Annotated in this window: 18 protein-coding genes; 7 read left to right on the plus strand and 11 right to left on the minus strand. The window is 31.1% G+C overall.

The window, feature by feature from the left end:
* Positions 1 to 432: 432 nt before the first annotated feature.
* Positions 433 to 624 (minus strand): antirestriction protein ArdA, encoded by a 192-nt coding sequence (locus AC4AGG_RS05680; RefSeq protein ID WP_489771051.1) that lies wholly within the window; start codon positions 622 to 624, stop codon positions 433 to 435.
* Between the two features lie 343 nt (positions 625 to 967).
* On the opposite strand from AC4AGG_RS05680, the gene AC4AGG_RS05685 reads away from it, so the two are divergent.
* The 6 genes from AC4AGG_RS05685 to AC4AGG_RS05710 all read left to right on the plus strand — a co-directional run bounded on the left by AC4AGG_RS05685 (position 968) and on the right by AC4AGG_RS05710 (position 6,381).
* Positions 968 to 2,167 carry an SIR2 family protein gene (locus AC4AGG_RS05685; RefSeq protein ID WP_489771023.1) on the plus strand — a complete coding sequence of 400 codons (1,200 nt, stop codon included), beginning with the start codon at positions 968 to 970 and terminating at the stop codon, positions 2,165 to 2,167.
* On the plus strand, positions 2,167 to 4,065 hold the full coding sequence (locus tag AC4AGG_RS05690) for an ATP-binding protein (protein ID WP_489771024.1): 1,899 nt from the start codon (positions 2,167 to 2,169) through the stop codon (positions 4,063 to 4,065). Before AC4AGG_RS05685 ends, AC4AGG_RS05690 begins: the two co-directional genes overlap by 1 nt.
* A gap of 3 nt (positions 4,066 to 4,068) precedes the next feature.
* On the plus strand, positions 4,069 to 4,977 hold the full coding sequence (locus AC4AGG_RS05695; RefSeq protein WP_489771025.1) for a hypothetical protein: 909 nt from the start codon (positions 4,069 to 4,071) through the stop codon (positions 4,975 to 4,977).
* Positions 4,978 to 5,238: 261 nt separating this feature from the next.
* A complete protein-coding gene (locus tag AC4AGG_RS05700; RefSeq protein ID WP_489771026.1) occupies positions 5,239 to 5,724 on the plus strand; it encodes a hypothetical protein in 486 nt (161 codons plus the stop codon).
* 89 nt (positions 5,725 to 5,813) lie between these two features.
* A complete protein-coding gene (locus tag AC4AGG_RS05705; protein WP_489771027.1) occupies positions 5,814 to 6,065 on the plus strand; it encodes a hypothetical protein in 252 nt (83 codons plus the stop codon).
* 4 nt (positions 6,066 to 6,069) lie between these two features.
* Positions 6,070 to 6,381, plus strand: coding sequence for a hypothetical protein (locus AC4AGG_RS05710; RefSeq protein ID WP_489771028.1), 312 nt, complete (start codon positions 6,070 to 6,072; stop codon positions 6,379 to 6,381).
* An 81-nt stretch (positions 6,382 to 6,462) separates the two neighbouring features.
* Here AC4AGG_RS05710 and AC4AGG_RS05715 read toward each other — a convergent pair whose 3' ends face one another.
* From AC4AGG_RS05715 to AC4AGG_RS05750, 8 genes are all read right to left on the minus strand, one after another.
* Positions 6,463 to 7,359, minus strand: coding sequence for a hypothetical protein (locus AC4AGG_RS05715; protein ID WP_489771029.1), 897 nt, complete (start codon positions 7,357 to 7,359; stop codon positions 6,463 to 6,465).
* 11 nt (positions 7,360 to 7,370) lie between these two features.
* Positions 7,371 to 7,754: a hypothetical protein gene (locus tag AC4AGG_RS05720; protein WP_489771030.1), complete on the minus strand. Its 384-nt coding sequence runs from the start codon at positions 7,752 to 7,754 to the stop codon at positions 7,371 to 7,373.
* A gap of 188 nt (positions 7,755 to 7,942) precedes the next feature.
* Entirely contained in the window at positions 7,943 to 9,010 is a 1,068-nt protein-coding gene (locus AC4AGG_RS05725; protein ID WP_489771031.1) for a hypothetical protein, read from the minus strand.
* The gene (locus tag AC4AGG_RS05730) at positions 9,007 to 10,233 is read right to left on the minus strand and encodes a tyrosine-type recombinase/integrase (RefSeq protein WP_489771032.1); all 1,227 of its coding nucleotides are present in this window, start codon (positions 10,231 to 10,233) and stop codon (positions 9,007 to 9,009) included. The genes AC4AGG_RS05725 and AC4AGG_RS05730 overlap by 4 nt, the downstream gene beginning before the upstream one ends.
* Positions 10,226 to 10,777: a helix-turn-helix domain-containing protein gene (locus tag AC4AGG_RS05735; protein WP_489771033.1), complete on the minus strand. Its 552-nt coding sequence runs from the start codon at positions 10,775 to 10,777 to the stop codon at positions 10,226 to 10,228. The genes AC4AGG_RS05730 and AC4AGG_RS05735 overlap by 8 nt, the downstream gene beginning before the upstream one ends.
* Positions 10,778 to 11,043: 266 nt before the next feature.
* Positions 11,044 to 12,528: a tRNA uridine-5-carboxymethylaminomethyl(34) synthesis GTPase MnmE gene (gene mnmE, locus AC4AGG_RS05740; RefSeq protein ID WP_489771034.1), complete on the minus strand. Its 1,485-nt coding sequence runs from the start codon at positions 12,526 to 12,528 to the stop codon at positions 11,044 to 11,046.
* A 190-nt stretch (positions 12,529 to 12,718) separates the two neighbouring features.
* Entirely contained in the window at positions 12,719 to 13,513 is a 795-nt protein-coding gene (locus AC4AGG_RS05745; protein WP_489771035.1) for a hypothetical protein, read from the minus strand.
* 49 nt (positions 13,514 to 13,562) lie between these two features.
* Complete coding sequence (locus tag AC4AGG_RS05750) at positions 13,563 to 15,335, minus strand: aminopeptidase P family protein (RefSeq protein ID WP_489771036.1); 1,773 nt, start codon at positions 15,333 to 15,335, stop codon at positions 13,563 to 13,565.
* A 432-nt stretch (positions 15,336 to 15,767) separates the two neighbouring features.
* Here AC4AGG_RS05750 and AC4AGG_RS05755 point away from each other — a divergent pair, with 432 nt between their 5' ends.
* Positions 15,768 to 17,981, plus strand: coding sequence for an NADP-dependent isocitrate dehydrogenase (locus tag AC4AGG_RS05755; protein WP_489771037.1), 2,214 nt, complete (start codon positions 15,768 to 15,770; stop codon positions 17,979 to 17,981).
* Positions 17,982 to 18,128: 147 nt separating this feature from the next.
* On the opposite strand, the gene AC4AGG_RS05760 is transcribed toward AC4AGG_RS05755, so the two are convergent.
* Positions 18,129 to 18,926 carry a hypothetical protein gene (locus tag AC4AGG_RS05760; protein ID WP_489771038.1) on the minus strand — a complete coding sequence of 266 codons (798 nt, stop codon included), beginning with the start codon at positions 18,924 to 18,926 and terminating at the stop codon, positions 18,129 to 18,131.
* A gap of 96 nt (positions 18,927 to 19,022) precedes the next feature.
* On the minus strand, positions 19,023 to 19,514 hold the full coding sequence (locus AC4AGG_RS05765) for an RNA polymerase sigma factor (protein WP_489771039.1): 492 nt from the start codon (positions 19,512 to 19,514) through the stop codon (positions 19,023 to 19,025).
* Positions 19,515 to 19,588: the final 74 nt, after the last annotated feature.

Consider the following 19,588-nt stretch of genomic DNA (forward strand, 5'->3'; position numbering starts at 1 on the left):
ATCAATAAATAATCAATACAACTTTTGGCAATAAAAACCATCCAAGAGAAACAAAAGGAAAATAAAATCTCTTTTGGAACTCTCATAAAATAAGGAATTTTTCTGTTTCCCCTTTCTGTGAGAGGGTTTGCGGAGACTACGCCTATTTTCCGATACATAATTAGTATGTATTGATAATCAGGTATTTATAAAATATATTAACAATATAGAAACGAAAATACCACAAAATGCAAAACTTTCCGCAAAAACTAATTGAAATGTTAACAACAATATCATCATTCAAAAAGATTATATTATCTATATAGACTATATAAGAAAATAAGATTGGTTCACTTAATGTATTTCATAAAAATGAAGATATGACTTCTTTTAAAATATAATTTATTTTTTGCGAGGTCTGTAGTACCCTGTTAATAAGAAATTATTAAAAAATTAAATATTTCTAAAATAGAAATTATTACAGGTTGAATAGTCAAACATTAAGTCTCTCGCAGTACGCTCCCAATCAATATAAATGTAGTTTGGTAAATCTTTTGGTATTGCTCCTGTGTCATATAGAAGAATTTCTGCAAAATCTTCGTCACTTGAAAACTTTCCATAATAACTTTCTTCAACTTTTTTAATTAGTGTTAAGGTTTATTTTACATTTTGCTCATCAGTATGCCAGTATTGATGGGCTTTTTTATAATTTTAATGCGACCAAAACTATACCATTTTGGTTGAAATTCGAATTTATTCCATTATTTTTTTTTGATATTAAATAACTGATAATCAACAATATAATTACAGTCGCATTAAAAGTAGATGGCAAAACCATTTTCATTTATTCTCTATACGCTTTTTGTTGATGGGGGGGGTACTAACAAAAACTACATTTATCCCACCCCATTTTTAACATAAAGGGTCGTGGGTTAAAATATTTGCATAAGAAAATTTAGATGAATAGCTTTGTTAAAAAAACAAATTTATGGCTGATGAAATATTTTTTAATCAAGGGGGCAATTCAATATTTGAAAAAGAAGAAAATGACGATAAAATAAAAATCGTTAAATCAAAAATTAAAGAAATGTTCAATATGAAGAACATTAATTTTCTTTTTGGTTCAGGGACAAGTGTTGGAGCAATACCAAATATGGAAGGATTGTATAAAGCTGTTGTAAGTCGTTTAAAACTCCCTGAGAATAAAGAATATTCTGAGGAATTTCAAAAAATTGGAGAAAGAATAAAAAATAAAAAAAATCTTGAAGATATTCTTGGTATCTTATATTCTTACAGGATATATCAATTTAATAGTTATGATGAAACAGTGAATGAAAAGAATGCTGAATTGAAAAAAATGACTGAATTGATAAATATAATTGAAGAAGAAATTTTTGACAAAATAAATATTGATTTGGACGATTCAAAATATTCGGATAACTTAATTTTATACAAAACCTTTTATCAAAAACTTGCTTTAAGAAATAAAGATTTATCTCGGCTAAATATTTTTACTACCAACAATGATTTATTTAATGAATATGCTTTGGATAGTGTTAATATTCACTACATTAACGGTTTTTCAAGAGGAATAAACAGGTATTTCAATCCCGCTCTGTTCAATTACACTTATTCCAAAAGAATGGATACAAGCATTGAAAAATTTGAACCCGTTGAAAATATGGTTTATCTATATAAAATTCATGGTTCTATTAATTGGGTTGAGGATAACACTAATGCAAATTCTTTTTTTAATATCAAAGAAACTAATACGCCAAAAAGAGAAAAAGGAGTTGAAAACGTGCTGATTTACCCAACACCAACAAAGCAAAATAAAAGTCTTGGAAGTCCATATGTTGAATTATTTAGGGAATTTCAAAAAAAATTATTAGAACCGCACACAATTCTATTTGTAATTGGTTACAGTTTTAGCGATGAACATGTTAATAATATTATTTTTCAAGCACTAGCCATAAATTCCACAATAAATGTTGTTGTTTTTGGAAAAATAGACAATAAAATTGTGGAGATTGCGGACAATAGAATTATCAACATTTATGGTGAGTACAAGGGAGAAAAAATAAATTATTTTTACTATATAGTAAATAATTTGCTACCAAATATTGATGCTTTTAAGTCTCAAGACAATTTATTAAGTGAATTTATTAACTCAATAAAGACCAAATAATGAATATAGGAAAGGTAATTTCTGTTGAGTACGATAAATTTAAAGTGAAACTATTTCACACTACAAAAAATTCAACTGTAAATATAGGTGGACAAATCTATTATTTTGGAAATATCGGTAGCTATTTAAAAACTAGCAATGCAATTGGAGAATCAATTTTATGTGAAGTAGTTGCGGTATTAGACCACAATACTGAAACTAAGATGTTTTCTAATTTCAATTTAGATAGTTCAAGAGAATTAATAATTAAACCTATTGGAACTTTTGATAATGATGGTTGTTTTAATATGGGGGTTGGTATTTTCCCATCTATTTATGCAGATGTTGCTATTGTTACTTTTGATGATGTGAAAAAGATTCTATCTCCTAAAACAGAACAAAAAAAGGATAATGTCCACAATTCAATTGAGTTAGGATATTCAAAAAATTTGATTAATTATACTGTTAATATTGATATTAATTCATTTTTTAACATTCATACAGCAATTTTAGGAAATAGTGGTAGTGGTAAATCGAACACCATTTCTCATATTTTTCAACAAGTTTTTAGAAAAGAAAATCGTTCAGCATTAGGTGGCAAGGTTATTATGTTTGATGTAAACGGAGAATACAATTCGGCATTTTCCATCAATTTATTTTCTGATAAAGCTCTTAAATACTATAAACCGAATTCAGAACAGCAAAATCAATTTATTTTACCATATTATTTAATGAATTTGGATGAATGGTTAGCATTCTTGTTAGCATCTGACAGGACTCAAAAACCTTTTTGGGATAAAGTATTACAAGAGTGTTACAAATTTTATAAAATGTTTGATAATTCAAGTAAAGAGGAATACTCAAATTATTTTAAATGGAAAATTAGAAATATTTTATCAAATATACTTGGGAATATCGATTCTGACACAGCCAAAATGACTGCTGCGAGAGGTCTAGTCATAAAATCTAGGGAAATTATTTCTAGTTTGGAAATTAATTTTGAAAATAACGACATAATTTCTTTTTTGGATGAAGTTTTAGATTGTACAAACATCTCTTTTGGAGACAATAAAAGTAAATTAAGCAGTTTTGTTTCAAAATTAGATATAAATGAAGAAAGTGCTCAGGCAATAAATGATTTTAAATTATTCAGCGGTCAATTTTACGACTTCAAATTTCTAAAAATAGCCACGGAATTAGTATTATTAGAAGAAGAAGGAAGAGGGAATTACAGAATAAGAGAATTTACTTCAACAATGCTAACTAGGCTAGATTATTTTCTTTTCAATCCTGACTGCAAATTTATGAAGAGTGAAACTAAATTCGTAAATGCAAATGATTATTTAGAAAAGATTTTCAGTCTTGGAAATAAGGATGAAAGCCAATTAATAATAATTGACACAAGCGAAGTAGGTAATGATATTTTGGAACTTACAACAAGTGTAATCAGTAGATTAATATTTGATTACAGAAAAGCTCAAGAGGGTAATAAACGGCGTAAAGCACCTATCCATTTAGTTTTAGATGAAGCACATAGATACATTAAAAAAGATACTGAATATATAATAAAAGAAAACATTTTTGAGAGAATTGCTAGAGAGGGTAGAAAATTCTCTTTCTATTTAATTATTTCGTCACAAAGACCATCGGAACTTTCTCAAACTGTTCTTTCACAATGTGGAAATTACCTCATCCATCGTATTCAAAACGAAATTGATATGAGATATATTTATTCAGTGTTACCCTATTTTTCAGAAGATTATGTATCTAAAATAAAACAGGCTACACCTGGAGAAGTATTAATATTTGGAAATTGTGTTCCGATGCCATTACAAGTTAAAGTAACAAAACCAATTCCTGACCCAAATAGTGAAAATTGTATAATAAACAAAGAATGGTTTTTAAAGGAGGCAAAATAAATTATGAGATTAATAACAGAACTAGTTGAATTTCAACAAAAAATAGGAGAGATTATTATTGAGGGGGAGAATCTTAAAATAGAACACAGAACAATAGATTATTCTGTATTGAATGAAAAATTTGAAGAATGGAAATCAAAAGCAATCATTTTTCTTGATGAAAGTTTGGGAGAGAAAAATAATTTATTCACAAAAAATTTTAAACAAGCAAAACCAATTGCTTATCATGTTCAAAATTTAATAAAAGAAAATAAAAATGAAATTTTTAAAAAATCTATTAATAATGAATTATTAGAAAAAGTAGGCATTCTGAAATATTTTAAAGATTTAATTAGGATTTCAGATGCCATTATAGACCCCGAATCAAAAAAAGTTGCCGATAGAGTGAACTTTACAATAAAACAAAAATTAGAACTCATTTTGGAAAAACTTTACGATTTGGACAATGGTCGTTTCCACTCAATTTCTCTAATTTTAGAATTAAATGGGATTAAATTAAAAGAACACGGGGAAGATAGACAGTTTGCAGATTCACTAGAAAATAGTGGTTTAATAGAAGTAATGCATTTGAAAGACCCGCAAGCAAAAATAAGTTTGAATGGGAAAATCTATATTGAAGAAAAAAGGGAAATTGTAGATGACGATTATCAAAAAATTAGTTCTGATAAAAATGAAATTAATGAAAAAATAGATAAAATTCTCCTACATTTACAAAAGCTAGGTTTTGGACAGCAGATAATCTTTGATGAAATTGAAGAATTAAAAGAACTTTATACCAAAATGAATAAGAAAACTTGGGGGCAGGTTTTAAAAGGAAAATTAATTGATTTGGGGCTATCTAAATTGGTTGAAACTGAAACTTTAGATTACATATATCAATCATTAACCAATAACCATTTAAGACTACCATAAAATTATATAAAAATAAGGCACAAAATTTGTTAAATTTGTGCTAACAACATCAACGAAAAAATAAAGTGTAAAGCTTTTGCTTTTGTCTTGAGAATCGGCAAAATTCTAAATACTACAAAATGCAAACAGTTAGCACACTTGTCTAATGGCAAGTGGCTTATCCTGTTTTTATGTAGTATAGGCTTTTGCCGAGCCTTCAAGACTAAAAGCAAGTGAGAACCACTTGCTTCTTTTGTTATAAAAACATTAAATGATTAAAAAATGAGTACTTCAAAACAGTTGCTTTTCTTAAAAGCTAATTTTCATTGCGAAATCTTATTTGAAGATAAAAATTCCAATTTACAAACAATAAAATATAGTGATTATGCAAGGGTGATTTCGCAATCATATGACATTCAGAAAATATTCCATGATTCGATAATTTCTCCATCAAGTGAAGGATTATATTATCCTAATTCTTTTTTTAAAGAAATATTTGGGTTAATAAAAGAAATCAGAATCAATTCTAAGGATGATTTGAAAGGTGAAAGTTTATTTACACTTGAAGTACTATGTTCAGCAGTAGAATATATAAAAACAAATAATTTCATTGAACCTTCTCATATTAGGAACAACATAATAGCAAATAAAATATTTCCTACAGGGCGAAAAGCAGGACTTCATTTTGGTGACTTTATAAGCTTTGCAATTGTTTTTGCTTTAATATTAGTTATAATTGTCACTTCTGTAAAATCCTGCCTTAATTAAAAGAAAAATATTAAATGGAAGAATTAAAATTTCTTTTTAGTTACAATCGTTTTAAATTTACTAATGATATTTTCTTCAAAACTATTCAAATGGCAAAAGCGAAAGTCTATTTGGATAGGTTTGAACTAGAAATATTCCCTTATTTCAATTACAGCGGGATATATTACGTTTTACAATCTGTTCCGCACGACAAAGGAGTATTAAATACTGTCGTAAAAGAGATTAATGGACAAATTCAACCTTTTGACCCAATTAATCCACAGTACATTTATATTTCAAATGAAGGAAATGTATTAAAAATATTTGATGGAAATCTTGTTGGAATAATCTTAAAATTTTAGAAATATGAAAAAAATACTTTTTGCAATTGCTTTCGCTTTGCCTACCTTGTTTTTTGCACAAGAAGCAAAAAATGAACAAGAAAAAAAATGTGAAGTTCCCGAGAACTTCAAAGAGCCAATAAAAAATAAGAGGTTAAAGGAATTTGTTTCAATTGACAATGGTGTTGACATTAAAGAAGTGACTATATTACAGGCTCAAAATGGGTTTGGGAGCGGCATCTATATTCTTTGCGTTAAAGGTAAAGAAATGAAGTACAAAAAGGTTGGGACTGTCTTTATGAGAGAGGGAACAAATCCTTTTGAGGGAAGAAAATAAAAATGACAATAGAAAACAAAAAAAAGCAGGACATTTTAGTCTTGCTTTTTCTTTTACGTTAATCTATACAATGACCGTAAACTAACTATCTAACAATTCTTCAATCTTACTATTCATAAGGCTTAACAACATTTTTTTATGTTCTAACAATTTACGTTTTTCAAAATAATAATGGACTCTTTTTGATTCCATTTTGAATTTATCCTTACTCAATTCTGCCCAATACTTGTGAGAGCAATATTTATGAAGTTTGTTTTTCAAATAACTTGAAAATTGCTGATTCTCAATATCATCTACGCACATTAATTTGAAACTTACAAGGCTATATAGTTTTTGATATAAAAAAATGAGGTTATCTCTATCCCTTAAATCACTTAGCATACAAATTCCTTTTCTATTAAAATCTCTTTTATCCATAAATTTAACCTCAACTCTCAAGATATTATCTCCATTACATTGTTGCCTGCCCTTATGATAAATCTTCAATCTATAATTACTTTTTTCAAATTCTTTATAAACTTGTTCAGCATGTGGAGGAGGAATTTTAGATGCAGGACAAAAATTATAAAGAACACATTCATTGAGAATAAAGTGGTCTAAATCAAATGGCACTCTAATATTCAAACCAAATTCCAAACCCTGCGCAAGTTCAATTTTATCAGCAGGAAATTTAATTTGCTCTTCTAAAAAATCAACTGATTTAACAAGAGAAGAATAATTAAAATCATTATAGTTCCCATCAATACCGTGAACAAACTTATTATAAAAGCGATGTAATGAGTTGTGAATATACGCTCTTTGATTAGTGATTTTCAATTCCATGTTTTCAAACCCTTTTTTGTAAGTCTCATACAATACATATTCATTACTAACTTTATCAAATCGTGAGTAACTAATTTTTTCAAGAGAATAATTTTCTTTCATAATTTCAAAGATTTCATTCTTATCGGGAAAATATGCCTTTAGGTAATCTATCATATCTTTAAGAATTAAGATTGAACATATTTTCTACTATCAAACTCTCGATTGACTTCTGTACTAATCATTGATACTGTTTTGTACTTTGTTCCTGAAGTAATCTCTTTGACTAACTCATTCTTCAAAACAAGAAACTTATTGGTAATCTTGCATTTGTAAGCAGGGATTAATCCCAAATTAATCTTTTGAACTATAACTCGTTCATTCATACCTAAAAGTACCGCAACATCTTTGGCTGTTAGAATTTCCTTTGCATTACTTACTTGGTTTGTGACAACTTGTTGTTCTGTATAAACAGAAAAAAGTTCGGTTACCTTTTTCTGTACCATTTCCCCAATTATAGATTCGAGGGCTTTACTTAGGCTGGTTTTCGCCAACATGGTATATTTATCCATGCACACTTTCCATCAAGAACTTAGCGGAAATGGAAATAATAAAAATACTCCCACCTTGAAGTGGGAGCATTAAATTATTGATTACGAGTTAATTATAAAGTTAAATAAATTTCAGTATGATTAATAAACTACGATTTTATCCGAAAAAATAAAAAAAAATAAAAAAATTTTCAAAGGTGGAGTGAAGATTATGCAACAATTATTTTCATAAAATCAAAGGTGCATTTCAACTTCGCTAAAGTTCTAAAATTAGTTGACTTCTTTTTCATCTTAAGTTCTTCTCTTGAAATTTCAGAATCATCTTTTAGAATGAAATAATCAGATAGAATTTTCCAGTGTTGCCCATCAGTACCTTGTACAATCTTTTCTTCTTTCATAATTATGTAAAATGTTGCTAAAGCTGTTACATCCTTAAGCCATATTATTTTAGGCAATTCTCTTCTTTTATTACAAAATAGGTCTTCAATCTGTTCAATGGTCGAAATATCAGAAATAAAGCCATTATCAATAAGTGATTTATGAAAAGAAGTATAAATCTTGGCTCTAGCCTCATTATCATTTAAATTACGAAAATTATTAATTGGAGCGAGTTTGAAAGATTGAACCTCTTTCTTTGAAGGATATACTAAGTTTTTTAAAGCATTAAAATTATCTTTTGATAGGTAATCTACAAAGTTGGAATAAAAGTGTCTAAACGTCTCTAAATACATCTCCTTCACTGTAATACCATACTTAGCAAACACATTTCTTTCTCTTCGTATTGCATCATCTAAGTCGTTGTAATCTGTCAACAGTATTTCTGTAAGTTTATTAATATAAAGATGTTTATTTTTAGACAATATGTATTCATGTCTAAGCAATGTCATAGATTTAACTTTTTCATCTGCTAAAGCTCTGTATAGTAGTTCAAAAAAAGAAATAATCTTTAAATTTCCATTTTCATCCTCAATTCTTATTCGCCCTTCCACCTTATAGTCAAACTGATAATCTTTGACATTAGTAAAATAGTGATAGGCGATAAGATAAAAATAATCTCCTCTGATAAATATATTTCTGAACATATCAAACCTTTCAATTTTTGTTTCATCAAGATTGACCCCCTTTTGTATTAGCTCGTTTCTATTCCCAAAAAAATAGCGAAACTTAGAAAAAGGATAAGTAGCAAAAATGCTCGCATCTGTGTAATCGTCTTGATAATGCTGAAACAGAGATGAAAATATAAAATCATCATCATAACCTGGCACAAAATCTATCATATTCCTAAAATTATGTTATTAATGGTACTTGCCTTTCTTTTATCAACTATTTTAGCATAAATCTCTGTGGTAGTAACATTTTTATGCCCTAACATCTTAGAAATTAGATAAATATCTGCACCTGCTTCTAATTGTGCAACTGCATAAGAAGTTCTAAAATTGTGAAATGTTACACTTTTTTCTATTTCTGCTTTTGCTAACCATTTTCTTAAATTGTCGTTTAGTGAATGATAAGCAATTCTATCAAAAACAAATTCATATCTAAATTTTCTTTCTCCCATTAATTGTAAAGCTTCCTTTGAAATAGGGTGATATTGAAAAGTGGAAGTTTTCTTCATTTGAAAATTAATATAATCTACACCTTCTCGTTCAACTACATCCACCCATTTCAGATTATTAATATCACTATACCGCAGACCTGTAAGAAAAGCGAACATACAATATTTTCGTAATGTTTCATCGGGATAATCTGTTGTAAATAGTACTTTACACTCATCAAATGTCAAAAAGTTTTTCATTACTTCTTCTTCCTCAATCCAATCAATTCGGTCTTTAAAATTTTCAGACAAGTAATTTTCTTTGTAAGCTACTTCTAACACCTGAATAAAGCGTATAAAATAGCTTGCGGCTGTATTTCTCTTTATTTTATGTTTTGTACTCCTCAATTGGTAAGAGTTAAGTAGTTTATTCTTGAATTCCTCAATTAGATTTGAGTTAATATCACTAAACAAAACATTTCCATAATATTTTACAAAATATCCATAACAAGCATTCCAAGCTCCTTTTGACTTTGTTGTTTTTTCAGCTTTTTCTCTAAAATATTCAGTGAAAATCTTTTTTTTATTTTCAGCTAAATCAATTGATTTTAATTCAGCTTCGGAAAATATTTCAGATTTTGTAATCTCTTTAAAACGCTTTGAACGATATAATTCTATTGTTTCAGAAATTTCTTTATTGTGAAGTTTTTGAGCAGATGTAAGAGTCAACTTTTTAGGACTCCCTTTTTTATCTTTTATTATGACTACTCTAGATTGCTTTTTTCCATTAGTGTCGTCGTAATATTGTACTTCACTTTGGAAATCATTGTAAATAAAATAAGACGTCTTTTCATGACGAGTATATTTTCCTGTTTTTCTATTAAATACGGGTGGATAAAAATCTAAATACAAATTACTTTTATTCCCTTTAACCATTTTTTTTCGAACATTCACTTTACTACTCATAGCTAAAAATTTTATTTACCAAATCTTTGGGTACATAAACAAACTTACCCATTGGAATTTTCGGAATATTGTGTCTTTTGCACATATAATAAAACGAACCCGAACTTACATTAAACCTTTCCAAAACATCATTGATTGTATAATAATTATCATCACAGAAGTAAGGCAAAACATAGGCTTTTTCTTGCCAATTTTCTTCTTTCTGTATAAATAACATATCAAAGTCTATTTTTCTAATTCTAACCGATTTAAAGCCTTCTAATTTAGTTAATCTACCGTCTTTTAACATTCGATAAATTGAAGTTCGACTAATATTTAATAGAAGCATTATTTCTTTGATAGAAAGATATTCTTTCTTTTGTATTTCTTCAATATTATAGCCATTTACCTGTGCTTGAAACTCTTTATTACTTCCTTGTATTTTTTCATCACGTTTTCTTTGTTTGTAGAATTTTTTAGCACAGTCATCAGAACAACATTTTGTAGTAGTTTTCTTTGCTACAAATTTATTTCCGCAGAATTGACAAATTTTGTTGACTTCCATAGGTTTTAATTTCGCCTTAAAAATGTTTCAAATTGTTTCCCCATGTTTCTCGCTGTTTCAAAATGTAACATTTTTTAATGATAAAAATACAATTATTATTCCATTTAAAATCAATAGTAACAAAATAGAATCAAATAAAATGTATAAAAATTGTAAATTTCAATTTGAAATAGAAATCAAAAAAAATAAAAAATCCTCTTAAAGTATTATTTAAAAGGATTTTAGTATTATTGTAAATGCAATCTATATACAATCTGAAACACAGTCTATTTACCGATAAAAAACTTAGAAAATATATTCCCTAAGACTTCATCGTTGGTAAATTCCCCAGATATCTCACCAAGGTGTTCAAGAGCAGAGCGAAGTTCATAAGCTAATAATTCGGTGTGTATATTTCCTGAAACAGCATCTTCAACACGCTGTACAGAATCTAAAGATTTTTGTAAAGCTTCATAATGACGCTGATTAGAAATTACGGTATTGCTTTCGTCGGTTTTTAGATTTTCAATGTAATGAATAAGGGCATGCTTTACCGCTTCAATTCCGGTTTGATCTTTGGCAGAAATTCCAATGAATTGTGAGGTATAATCTGGGAAAAGATCATTTTTGATTTGGAAGTCAAATTCATTTTCAAAGTAACCTCCAGATAAATCAATTTTGTTGTGGAGCAGAATAATTTCAAGGTCGTCGCGATAAAACTCTTTTACAAAATCAATAACTTCTTCAGGTGTCGAATCTTGCTCGTCATAGAGGTAAAGTAGGATTTTTGCTGAAGCGATTTTTTCTTTTGCTTTTTTAACGCCTATTTCTTCGATTACGTCTGTGGTTTCTCGAAGTCCTGCCGTGTCAATAAAACGAAAAGCATTTCCTTGAATATGCAAAACTTCTTCAATCGTATCTCTTGTCGTACCCGCAATGTCCGAAACAATGGCACGTTCTTCTTTCAGCAAAGCATTCAAAAGCGTTGATTTTCCCGCATTTGGCTTTCCTATAATGGCAACGTCAACTCCGTTTTTGACTGCATTACCATATTTAAAACTCTCTAATAAATTTTGAATTTTAGATTTTAGATTTTGAATTAAATTCTTGAGAGCAGTTCTGTCTGCGAACTCAACATCTTCTTCTGCAAAGTCAAGTTCTAATTCGATTAAAGAAGTGAAATTGAGTAAATCGCCTCTTAACAAGGAGATCTCTTGTGTAATCCCACCTTTTAATTGATGTAAAGCGACTTTTCTGGAAGCTTCATTTTCGGAAGCGATTAGGTCAGCAATGGATTCAGCTTGGGAAAGGTCAATTCTACCATTCATAAAAGCGCGCATGGTAAACTCTCCCGCTTTTGCCATTCGAGCTCCGTTTTTAATCAGTACCTCTAAAATCTTTTTAGCAATATAAGGCGAACCATGAAATGAAATTTCAACGGAATTTTCAGCGGTAAACGTTCGCGGTGCTTTAAAGACGGAAACCATGACTTCGTCGATGATTTCGTTGTTGGTTGATGGTTGATGGTTGATGGTTTCTAAATTCTGTGTATCATTTTCGACAGATTTATCTCGTGTCTCGTGTCTCATGTCTTGCATCTCACGATCAACAATGTATCCATAATGAACCGTGTGCGATTCAACTTTTTCAAGGTTCTTTCCTTCAAAAATTTTGTTAGTGATTTTAAATGCATCCTCACCCGAAATTCTAATAATTCCGATTGCTCCTACTCCATTCGCTGTTGCTAATGCACAGATTGTGTCTTGATTCATAGGGCAAATTTACGAATTTGAAAAACAATCTTAAACCCGAAAACTTAAGATTATGTTAAGTCGAATTTAAGTTTAACTATTGTTTGGATTTCTCCTCATCTTTGCAAAAGAAAAAGACACGAGTGATAATAAAAAAACACTTGTAAACAAAAAAAACACGATGACTTAGATGTCATAACAACCCTCAAAACTATTGTTCTGAGGGTTTTCTTGTTTTTATAACATCTTCTAAATCTGGATTATAGTTATCCCAAATCATCCACTTCCCTTCCTGCTTTTTGAAGTAATAGGTCTGTTCTCCCTTTTTGTGGTAGGGATGGTGATTGTCTTCTTTTTTAAAGATTAAAGTCCAAAGTTCATCGGTATTGATAATCATCAGATCATCGGTACACGTCTTAAGCTCGTAATTAAAAATTTCAAAATTACTCATGTCTATCAGTAACTCTAATCCTGGAACCATCAATTTGGCAAGGTAAAGTTCAATTCTTTTGAGATAAGGAGAATCTTTAATAATTAAGTCGTCAAAAACATTCAAATTAATATTAGGAGTCTTAGACATCTCCTCAAACTCTCTACGAGCTCCTTCGTAAATTAGTCTTTTCCCCTCTTCGAAATCTTCTGGGTTGGATTGTATTTTCTGAGGTTGTTCTGAACTTTGATGGATGCTAATAAATACATTAAGATTAGTATAATTCAAAAAAATACATATCTTTTCCAAAGTCTTCAAAAATCTCAAATCCGTGAATGCACTTTCCTTCACCTGTCCTTCAAACAAGCGCTTCAATGTGATAGGCGAAATACTGTTTCCCAACGAGAAAAACTCTTCACTTTCGTGAGGTATTTTTTCCGAAAGTTCTTCATTAATAATATCGGACAAAACCTCATAATGATTATTTTTCCATGGGTCAGCGTACTTCAATACAGAATTCTGAACCTTTTCGTGAACGCCAATTTTCTCTTTCAATAATTCAATTACATGTTGCATTTTGCTTCTATTTCTAATCTAAAAAACTCCAACAATCAGTAGCAGAGTTCTACAATGGACTTACCAATTCCAAAAACCAGTCTTTGACCTGACCTTCAAGGTGTTTTCTAATTTTTTCTTCACACTGGCGGTGATAATCATTAAGCCAGTTAATTTCGTCTTTCGACAAAATTTCTTTTACAATAATATCTTTAAAAAACGGACAGAAGGTCAACGTTTCAAATTCATAAAAAGTTCCAAAAGAGGTTGTTTCCACTTCTCTTACTGCAACCAAATTTTCGTGACGGATACCATATTTTCCTTCCACATAAAATCCTGGTTCGTTACTACAAACCATTCCTGGAAGTAATTCCTGAGGATTAAGGTCTTTTCTGATGTTTTGCGGTCCTTCATGAACATTCATAAAACTTCCTACTCCATGTCCCGTTCCGTGGTTATAATCTTTCGCATGAGTCCAAAGAGGTAATCTTGCAATAGCATCTAACTGAACGCCTCTCGTTCCTTTTGGAAATTTAACCATCGACAAACGAATCATGCCTTGTAAAACCAAAGTCGCATCTCGCTTAAATTCATCCGAAACAGCTCCTAAAGCCAGCGTTCTGGTAATATCCGTAGTTCCTTCCAAATATTGACCTCCTGAATCTACCAAAATACTTCCATCGTTGGTCACTTCCTTGCAACCTTCTTCCTTTGCTGAATAATGAACAATGGCACCATTTCCTTTGTAACCGATAATACTTCCGAAGCTTTCTCCTACAAAATTTTCTCCTTCTTCTCGGAAATCTCTCAATGTTTTCCCAATCGAATATTCGGTCATGGTTTCCTTTCCTACATTATGCGTCAACCAATAAAGGAACTTTACCATCGCAACACCATCTCTTTCCATTACTGTACGGAATCCTGCTAACTCAGCTTCATTTTTCTGAGCTTTCATCAGATTTCCTGGTGCTGCAGCTACGGAAATTGTATTACTATCTTTTAAAACATCAAATATCTTTTGGTTGGTCGTAGGTGTCAATAAAACATTTTCTCCCGAAAATTTAGAAATTTCATTAAAAAATTCTTCGTATGGAAGCATCTTAACGTGGGAATCATCCATCGACTTTCTTGCTTCAACGGTCAGTTTTTCCAAATCTGTAAAAAGTTTGGCCTCATTCTTAGAAAGGACAATGTATCCTAAAAAAACAGGATTACAATCCACATCGCTCCCTCTCAAATTAAGCGTCCACGCCACATCATCCAAACTCGAAATAATATGAACAGAAGTCTCTTTCTTTTCCATGATATTGAGAATGCTTCCCAACTTGTCCGTCACACTTTTGCCAGCTCTTTCTAATGGATGAACATAAATTGGGTTTTTAGTAGCATTTTCAATTCGGTTAACCCAAATTCCTTTGAGTAAATCCATATCTACCAACTTTCGATTTTTACCAGAAAGTTTTTCTTCCAAGGCTTCCCAATTGGTATGTGAAGTCGCAATAGCATTAACAGCAACCGTTCCTCCAGCCGGAACTTCAGAAATAATCCAATCAATATAATGAGGTGTTCCTTCTACTCCATCTTTCATCAATACAATTCCAGAACCTTCTAACTCAATGGGTGCTTGTACAAAATATCTACCGTCAGTCCAAAGTGCAGCTTTATCTTGCGTAATCACCACAAATCCAGCCGAACCAGTAAATCCTGAAATCCATGACCTTTCCTGCCATTCCTCTGGAAGGTACTCGCTCATGTGAGGATCTGCCGAAAAAACAATAAATGCTTGCACATTGTTTTCTCTCATTTTGTTTTGCAACGCCGAAATTTTTTCTTTGACTGTCATCGTTTTTTATATTTCCGTAAAGTTATGAATTATCAATATTAAAAAAAACTTTGTAAAAAATCAATTGAAATTTGACATAATTACATTATGAAGCAAGTTTTTATTGAAAAATGATAAATGAAATTTAATTCTAAAGAACTTTAAACTTCACCTTAACACCTTTAAAAGCGTAAAGAAATGAACATTATGTCCTTTCATTTTATTTCTGCCTTTTCAATTCTGTTGTCACGTAACTTGCCACAATTACTTAAGCCAAAACAATCTTTATTCAATTTAAAAATTATTCTAAATTCTTTAAAAAGCTAGTAGAAATTTAACCTTACAAAAAAGATAAATTGCACCCTCCAAAAGCTTTAAGGCCAACAGTCCGAATTCTCTCAAAAAATTCCTAAATTTGTGAACTTGAACAAAAAATAAAATTACAATCATAAAATGTCTTCAAAAATCTATTACACTCTTACAGACGAAGCTCCGATGTTGGCAACACACTCGTTTTTGCCAATCGTGAAAGCTTTCACACATTCTGCAAAAATCCAGATTGAAGTACCGGATATTTCTTTAGCTGGAAGAATTTTGGCTCAGTTTCCAGAATTGCTTTCAGAAGAGCAAAGAGTTCCAGACTACCTTTCTCAGTTGGGAGAATTAGCCAAAAGCCCTGAAGCTAATATTATTAAATTACCTAATATTTCGGCTTCAATTCCTCAATTAGAAGAAGCGATTCTTGAACTTCAAGGAAAAGGTTTCCCAGTTCCAAGCTATCCATCTGAACCTAAAACGGAAGAAGAAAAAGCCATTAAAGCTAAGTATTCTAAAGTATTGGGAAGTGCAGTAAATCCAGTGTTAAGAGAAGGAAATTCTGACAGACGTGCACCTAAATCTGTAAAAGATTACGCAAAAGCCAATCCTCACAGAATGGGAACTTGGGCTTCTGATTCCAAAACTACTGTGGCTCACATGAACGCAGGAGATTTTTATGGAACTGAAACTTCAACAACCTTAGAAAACGCCACTAAATACAGAATCGTTTTCTATGGAAATGATGGTTCTTCAACTGAATTGAAAGGTTTTGCACCATTGTTAGCAGGAGAAGTGATTGATTCTTCTGTAATGAATCTTAATTCCTTGAAAACTTTCGTACAGACTGCAATTGATGAAGCTAAAGAAAAAAATGTATTGCTTTCAGCTCACTTAAAGGCAACGATGATGAAGGTTTCTGACCCAATTATTTTCGGGGCTGTTGTTGAAACTTATTTCAAAGATGTTTTTGAAAAATATAAAGATACTTTCGCTGCTCTTGATATTTCTCCAAACAATGGATTAGCTTCATTATATGAGAAAATTTCAGGGAACGAAAAAGAAGCTGAAATTAAAGCGGACATCGCTAAAGCTATTGAAAACGGACCAAGAATTGCGATGGTAAATTCAGACAACGGAATTACCAATTTCCACGTACCAAGTGATGTGATTGTGGATGCTTCAATGGCTGCTTTGGTAAGAGGCGGAGGAAAAATGTGGAACACTGAAGGTAAAGAAGAAGATACTGTTGCTATTATTCCAGACCGTTCTTACGCGGGATTCTATGACGCGATTGTTCAGGACATGAAACAAAACGGTGCTATTGACCCAACGACTTTTGGTTCGGTTCCTAATGTTGGATTAATGGCTCAAAAGGCTGAAGAATATGGTTCTCATGATAAGACTTTCCAAGTAAACGCTGACGGTGTTGTAAAAGTTGAAGACGAAAACGGAAACACATTATTAGAGCAAAAAGTTGAAAAAGACGATATTTTCAGAATGTGTCAGACCAAAGATGCTCCAATTCAAGATTGGGTAAAATTGGCTGTTAATCGTTCAAGATTATCTAATACGCCAGCTATTTTCTGGTTAGATAAAGGAAGAGCTCACGATAGAGAAATCATCAAAAAAGTAGAGAAATATTTAGCTGACCACGACACAACAGGTTTGGATATCCGAATTATGGATGTGAAAGATGCGATGCTTGAAACTTTGAAACGCGCAAGAGAAGGAAAAGATACGATTTCTGTTTCTGGAAACGTATTGAGAGATTATTTAACAGATATGTTCCCTATTTTGGAATTGGGTACTTCTGCTAAAATGCTTTCTGTAGTTCCATTGATGAATGGTGGTGGTCTTTTTGAAACTGGAGCTGGAGGTTCTGCGCCAAAACACATCGAACAATTTATCCAAGAAGGTTATCTTCGTTGGGATTCTTTAGGTGAATTTTTAGCGTTACAAGCAAGTTTGGAGCATTTGGCTCAGACTCAAAATAATGTTAAAGCTCAAATTTTAGCGGATACTTTGGACCAAGCGAATGCGAAATTCTTGGCTACCGATAAATCTCCTGCAAGAAAAGTTGGAGGAATCGACAACCGTGGTTCTCATTTCTATTTAGCAATGTACTGGGCTGAAGCTTTGGCTAACCAAACAAAAGATGCTGAAATTGCTTCACACTTTCAGCCAGTTGCTAAAGCAATGCAAGAAAACGAAGCAAAAATCAATGAAGAGTTAATCGGAGCGCAAGGTAAACCTCAAGATATTGGCGGTTACTATAGAGCTGACGAAAACAAAACTTACGCTGCAATGAGACCAAGTGCAACTTTGGACTCCATTGTTAACGGGATATAAAAATTCCCCTCCTTTGGAGGGGTGGATTCAAAAATTCTAAAATTTTTGAAGACGGGGTGGTTAACAAAAATCACTCTTCACCATAAATAACCCCGCCCTTTCAAATTGAAAGGGCGGGGTTTTAATATAAAAATATCTCAAAAAGAATTATTGCTGAACGCTATCAATAAAACCAATAATAAAACCTACAGCAAAAGCAAATAACATTAATATCAGTATCACAACCAAAATAAAAAATATATTATAAATCACAATCCCAACTTTACCAAAAGTTTTAGAAAAATAATTTCTGATTCTAACCAAATAAATATTTTCTTTTTTAGGTTTAAAAAGATGTCCATTATCAACCAATTTCTCGTCACTCATTTCATTTATAACCATATAAATATCATTGATATATCTGCCATAGAAAAAATTGAACATAATTTTCCCTAAATAGAAGAAAGTAAAAATCTCTAATAAAAGTATAACTAAAAAGACTACGAACAATTTTGCCCCACTATATATTTGATAAGCAGGCATGAACTCAAAAATTAAAATTGTCCCGCAAACCAAAAAAGGAACATACGCTATATAATATGAAACATAATATTGCTGATTAAGCTGAAGTTGATAATACAGATCTTTTAGTGAATCTTTTGTGTTTAAGCCCAAATTTTGCATTTCCTTGTATAACAAAAAGAATTTTGAGAAATAAAATCTTGTAACTGCACACATTGCTACTAGCAACATAAGATAATATAACCTAAGCCTTTGATCTTCTATTAAAAAATTTGCTGCAATATAAAAAACCATAGCAATTGTAGTACTCCAAAACTCAATCCTCATACTTCGACGAATCTTCTCCAAAGGATTATGAAGCTGTTTTTGTTTCTCTGTAGAAACCTCCGGCAAATCCTTCACCTCCTCCTCTTTCCATGTATTTTTTAAATTTTCTAAATCCATTTTTATTGAATTTTAAATTATAAATTATAAATTATTCTCTTACACTACCCCGTCTTTCGAACAGGTTCGAAATCCACCCCTTCAAAGAAGGGGAATTTAGCGCCTCATTAACTGTTTCAGTTTTTCTTTCGCACGATTGAGCTTTACCCTTACGTTGACTTCAGAAAGCCCCATTTGCTCGGCAATTTCACGACCAGAAAAATCCTCCAAATAGTAAAAGATCAAAGCCTTATCAATCTCGTTAAGCTGGTGTATTGCATTGTACATTTTCTGAAGTTGCTCTTCCTTTTCGAAGTCGTACTCGTTGTTTTCAACTTTCAGATTCTGCACTTCCGAATTCTGAATAAAACTTTTTCTCTTTTCAGATTTTAGGAAGGTAATCGCCGTGTTCAATGCAATTCGGTACAACCAAGTCGAAAACTCACTTCTGCCTTCGAATTTTGGAAATGCTCTCCAAGCCTGATAGGTAATTTCCTGAAAAAGATCTTTCTGGTCGTCATAATTGTCCATATACATCTTGGAAATTTTGAAAACCACACCTTTGTGCTTTTCTATTTTTTCCGTGAAATCTTTTTCTAATGACGCCATTTTTTTTTGAGATTCTATACAGTAAGTAACGAACAAGAAAATTTGTTACAAAAAAACTTTGGGTTTCGTGTTGA

It is taken from the genome of Chryseobacterium sp. CG10_8 (assembly GCF_058117085.1).